Source organism: Actinotalea sp. C106, from assembly GCF_023630195.1.
In the GTDB taxonomy this organism is placed as follows: Bacteria; Actinomycetota; Actinomycetes; order Actinomycetales; family Cellulomonadaceae; genus Actinotalea.
Genome location: NZ_JALPKN010000223.1, coordinates 1 through 5328, shown reverse-complemented (window position 1 = coordinate 5328; position 5328 = coordinate 1). Strand labels below are relative to the sequence as shown.

Sequence of the window (5328 nt, the reverse complement as noted above, 5' to 3'; positions counted from 1 at the left end):
CCCGCTGCTCGCCCCGGCCGACGGTGCGGTCCTGGGAGCGCTGGGGGTGCACGCGACGGCCGAGCGCTCCTGGACCCCGGCCGAGGTCGACCTGCTGGGTCGCCTCGCCGCCCCCGTCGTCACGCAGATCGAGCAGGCCGCCCTGTGGCGGGACCTGCGAGCCTCCCGGGCGCGGTCGGACCTCGCACTGGCCGCGGCCGGGATCGGCAGCTTCGACTGGGACCTGACCACGGGCCACCTGGTGTGGGACGAGCGGCTGACGGTCCTCTTCGGGTACACGCCCGAGGAGTTCGTGGGCACCATCGAGGAGTTCGAGGCACGCCTGCACCCCGAGGACCTGCCGCACACCCGCGAGGCCCTGTTCGGTGCCATCGCGGCCTGCGGTGACTACGACGCCGAGTACCGCGTGGTCCGGCCCGACGGGTCGGTGCGCCGGGTCGAGGCCCGTGGACGTGCCCTGCCCGGGCTCGACGGCGCGGCGGTGCGGGTGATCGGTGCGGCCTACGACACGACCGACCTGCGCGAGGGCGAGGCGCGGGTCGCGCGGATCCTCGAGTCGATGACGACGGCCTTCTTCTCGGTCGACCGGCAGTGGCGGTTCAGCTACGTCAACCGCGGGGCCGAGGCACTGCTCGGCCTGCCCCGCGAGAAGATGCTCGGCAACGACCTGTGGGAGCTGTTCCCCCTGGCGCTCGGCTCGACCTTCGAGCGCGAGTACCGCGGGGCGATGGACAGCGGGCGACCCACGGCCTTCGAGGCGTACTACCCGCCGCCGCTCGACCGGTGGTACGAGGTGCGCGCGTGGCCCGACGTCGACGGCCTCGCGGTCTACTTCCACGACATCACCGAGCGCCGGGCCGACGAGGCGCGGATCAGGCTCGCGGTCGCACGCTCGGAGCTCATCGCGGCCGTCGCCTCCGAGCTCGCCGGCACCCTGGACGCTCACGAGGCCGTCGGGCGTCTGGCCCAGCTCGTCGTCCCCACCCTCGCCGCGTGGTGCATCGTGTCCCTGGTCGAGCAGGACAGGCCGGGGCCCGAGTGGCGGCGCCTGAAGGACCTCGGCTCGTGGCACGAGGACCCGGCCCGGCGGGTGCAGGTCGAGCGCTACGCGGCGCTGCGTCTGGGCGCGCTCCGCGGCCCGTCCTTCGTCGCCCAGACCCTGGCCTCGGGGGAGCCCACGGTGAGCCGTGAGGGGGCCGCCGAGGCCATCGCCGCGATGCTCGAGCCGGGCGAGGCTCACGACCTCCTGCTCGAGCTCGCCCCCGAGGACGTCGTCGTGCTGCCCTTGCGTGCCCAGGGGCGGACCCTCGGACTGCTCAGCCTCTACGGCGTTGCCGGGCGTGCCGGCTTCGCCCAGGTGGGGGAGGCCGAGCCTCACCTCGGCACGGCCCTCGACGTCGCCTCACGCGCGGCCCTGGCCCTCGACAACGCGCGGCTCTACACCCAGCAGCGCCAGGTCGCCGAGACCCTGCAGCGCTCCCTGCTGACCGAGCCGCCACAGGTCGACGGGCTCGAGATCGCGGTGCGCTACCAGCCCGCGGCCGAGGCGGCCCGGGTGGGCGGCGACTGGTACGACGCCTTCGTCGCCCAGCAGGACGTCACCACGCTGGTGATCGGGGACGTCGTCGGGCACGACCTCGAGGCCGCGGCGGCCATGGGCCAGGCCCGGGCGCTGCTGCGTGGCATCGCGGCGACCACGGGTGAGGATCCTGCCTCGGTGCTGCGGCGCCTGGACGAGTCCCTCGACGTGCTCGAGGCGGGCCTCGCCGCGACGGTCCTGGTCGCGAACCTGGTGCGGACCCCCGAGGACCGGGCCCTGCACCGTGCCCGGTTGTGCTGGTCGAGCGCGGGTCACCCGCCGCCGCTGGTCCTGACCCCGGACGGGGACGTGGTCGAGCTCGGCGCGACCGGCCGTCCCGACCTGCTGCTGGGGGTCGACCACCGGCGCAGCCGGGTGGACCACGAGTCCGAGATCGCGGTGGGCTCGACCCTCGTGCTCTTCACCGACGGCCTCTTCGAGCGACGTGACGAGGGATACCGGGCGGGGCTCGAGCGGCTCCGGAGCGTGCTCGGCGGGCTCGCCGACCTCGGGGTCGAGGACCTGTGCGACGCGCTGCTCGAGCAGCTCGTCCCCGAGCGCCCGACCGACGACGTCGCGCTCGCGGTGGTCCGGCTCCGGGACGACCGGGCCTGAGGAGGTCCCTCCGCACCGGGGGCCTCCGCGCTCGGCTAGGCGTATGGTTGAGGGATCAACTATCACGGAGGTGACGCCGCGTGGCGGACTACGGGCACGACCTGCGCTTCGGCGCCTTCCTCACCCCGAGCAACGCCGAGCCCGCCCAGGTGGTCGACCTCGCCGTCCATGCCGAGCAGGTGGGCCTGGACCTGGTGACCTTCCAGGACCACCCGTACCAGCCGGGCTTCCACGACACCTGGACCCTGCTCTCCTACGTCGGGGCGCGGACGAGCGCCGTCCACCTCGCCCCCAACGTCATCAACCTGCCGCTGCGCCCGCCCGCGGTGCTCGCGCGCAGCGCGGCGAGCCTGGACCTGCTCACCGACGGGCGTCTCGACCTCGGCCTGGGGGCGGGGGCCTTCTGGGACGGCATAGTCGCCATGGGTGGGTCGCGGCTCAGCGGCGCGCAAGGCGTGCGCGCCCTGGCCGAGGCGATCGAGATCATCCGGGGCATCTGGGCCGTGGGAGAGCGCAGCCCGCTGCGGGTGCCGGGCGAGCACCACCGGGTGGACGGCGCCAAGCGTGGCCCGGCCCCCGCGCATGACATCCCGATCTGGCTCGGGGCCTACAAGCCGCGGATGCTGGCTCTCACCGGTCGGGTCGCCGACGGGTGGCTGCCCTCCCTCGGCTACCTCGACCTGGCCGACCTGCCGGCGGCCAACGCACGCATCGACGAGGCGGCGACCTCCGCCGGCCGCGACCCGGCGGCCGTGCGTCGCCTCATCAACCTCTCCGGCCGGTTCCAGGGCTCGCGGGGCGGGCCGTTCCAGGGGCCGCCCGCGCAGTGGGTCGCCGAGCTCGTGGACCTCGTGCTCGAGCACGGGATGAGCACCTTCATCCTCGGCGGCGACGACCCCCGAGCCCTCGAGGTGCTGGCCCAGGAGGTGGCGCCCGCCGTCCGCGAGCAGGTCGACGCCGAGCGCGAACGACGGCAGGCCGCCGGGCACCTCACCACCGAGACGGGCTCCGGGCCCACGGGGCCCGCCTCGGGTCAGCACGAGGAGACCGCCGCTGGGGGGTCGGTCCAGCTCGCGGCGGGGGCGGGCGCTGCCGTGCGGGAGTCCGCCCTCGGGGTCACGGTCACCGTGGCCCCCGAGCGGCTGCGCGAGGAGAGCCTGCTCGACGAGGAGACCCGCCCTCAGGCGGCGCCCCCCGAGGCCGTCACCTACACCGAGGAGGGACGGGCGGCGGGTCGGCACCTGGTCGAGGTGCACGACATGCTCCGTGCGGAGCTGACCAAGGTCCGGGACGTCGTGGACCAGGTGAGGGCCGGATCCCTCGACGCCGGGCGGGCGCGGTCGGCGATCAACGCCATGACGATGCGGCAGAACCAGTGGACCCTCGGCGCGTACTGCGCCTCCTACTGCCGGGTGGTCACCCAGCACCACAGCCTCGAGGACGCGCAGATCTTCCCGCACCTGCGGTCCGGAGAGCCCACCCTCGAGCCGGTGATCGACCGTCTCGAGGCCGAGCACCACGTCATCCACGAGGTGCTCGAGAACCTCGACCGGTCGCTCGTGGCGGTGATCCGGCAGGACGTCGAGGACCTCGACGAGCTCCAGGACGCCGTCGACGCGCTCACCGACACCCTGCACTCGCACTTCGCCTACGAGGAGGCCCAGCTGGTCGAGCCCCTCGCCCGGCTCGGGTTCTACCCCGGCCAGCTCGGCGGCCGTTGACCGGACCGACCGACCGGCCGGCTGCGACGACGTGCGGACTGGCCGCCCCCTGCCGTCCTGAGGAACACTCAGGGCTACCCGCGCACCACCGATGTGAGGACCGCACCGTGAACCAGCCCCGCATGAACGTCGAGTCCTTCAACCTCGACCACCGCACCGTCACCCCGCCCTACGTGCGGCTGGCGGACACCAAGACGCTGCCCGCGGGGGACGTGATCACCAAGTACGACCTCCGCTTCAGCCAGCCCAACCACGGCCACCTCGAGATGCCCGTGGTGCACTCCCTCGAGCACATGGTCGCCGAACACTCGCGCAACCACACCGACCGGGTGGTCGACTTCTCGCCGATGGGCTGCCAGACGGGCTTCTACCTCATCCTGCAGGGGGAGTGGGAGCTCGAGGAGGTCATGACCCTGGTCGAGCGCACCCTGCAGGACGTGATCGAGGCCGGTGAGGTCCCGGCCGCCAACGAGGTCCAGTGCGGCTGGGGCGCGAACCACACCCTCGAGGGGGCGCAGGACGCCGCGCGCGCCTTCCTGGCCGGGCGTGAGGGATGGAGCGCAGTCTCCGCATGATCTCCGTGGACGCGATCGTCGTCATCGCGATGACCGACGAGGCGGCGCCCTTCCTCGAGCGCGCCCAGGCCGTGGGTGGTGCCACGCAGGTGGGCCAGGCCGAGCACCGCGTGGTGTCGGTCGACGGCCGCAGCGTGCTCCTCGTGCGCAGCGGGATCGGCCTGGTCAACGCTGCGGCCGCTGCGGCCGTGGCGATCGCCGGCACCCGTCCGCGGGCCCTGATCAGCGCGGGCAGCGCCGGTGGGCTCGGCAGCGAGGTGCGGGTCGGGGACGTCGTCGTCGGGAGCGAGTACGTGTACTCGGGGGCGGACGCCCGCGCCTTCGGGTACGCGTTGGGCCAGGTGCCCGGCATGCCGCCGACCTACACGCCCGACGAGGCCCTGCTCGGCGCCGTGCCGGCCGCCGGGCCCGAGGGGCTGCGCGTCCTGACGGGGGCGATGCTCTCGGGGGACTCCTTCATCGACGCCACGATGGTCGACGGCGTGCGCGCTGCCTTCCCGTCGGGGCTCTCGACCGACATGGAGTCGGTGGCCCTCGCCCAGACCTGCCACCTGTACGACGTGCCCTTCCTCGCGGTGCGCGGCATCTCCGACCTGTGCGGTCCGGTCGCGGGGGACGACTTCCTCACCCACGTGGACGACGCCGCAGACCGTTCGGCCGCGGTGGTCCTGAGCGTCCTGACCGCGCTGCCATGAGCCCGGCCCTGACCCGCCGTGAGGCCCTCGCCGTCTCGGGGGTCGTCGTGGGCGTGGGGGCCCTGGCCGCCTGCGCGGGGGGCGGGCCCGAGCTCGTCGCCCCGGATCCCGACGCCCCGACCGTGCCAGGGGCCCTCGTGGCC

At 74.2% G+C, this 5328-nt stretch carries 4 protein-coding genes; all 4 read left to right on the top strand.

Going from position 1 to position 5328, the window contains the following annotated elements; all coding sequences use genetic code 11:
* Positions 1 to 2194: SpoIIE family protein phosphatase (locus L0B03_RS13470; protein ID WP_250446601.1), on the top strand; the 2194-nt coding region annotated here is incomplete at its 5' end.
* Positions 2195 to 2274: 80 nt separating this feature from the next.
* Entirely contained in the window at positions 2275 to 3915 is a 1641-nt protein-coding gene (locus L0B03_RS13465; RefSeq protein WP_250446598.1) for an LLM class flavin-dependent oxidoreductase, read from the top strand.
* A gap of 122 nt (positions 3916 to 4037) precedes the next feature.
* Positions 4038 to 4490 carry an S-ribosylhomocysteine lyase gene (locus L0B03_RS13460; protein ID WP_250446603.1) on the top strand — a complete coding sequence of 151 codons (453 nt, stop codon included), beginning with the start codon at positions 4038 to 4040 and terminating at the stop codon, positions 4488 to 4490.
* Positions 4487 to 5185, top strand: coding sequence for a 5'-methylthioadenosine/S-adenosylhomocysteine nucleosidase (gene mtnN, locus L0B03_RS13455; protein WP_250446595.1), 699 nt, complete (start codon positions 4487 to 4489; stop codon positions 5183 to 5185). Before L0B03_RS13460 ends, mtnN begins: the two co-directional genes overlap by 4 nt.
* Positions 5186 to 5328: the final 143 nt, after the last annotated feature.

Excerpts from the sequence above, each read along its gene's own strand:
- L0B03_RS13460 (WP_250446603.1), top strand. The coding sequence starts at position 4,038 with ATGAACGTCGAGTCCTTCAACCTCGACCACCGCACCGTCACCCCGCCC.
- mtnN (WP_250446595.1), top strand. The coding sequence starts at position 4,487 with ATGATCTCCGTGGACGCGATCGTCGTCATCGCGATGACCGACGAGGCG.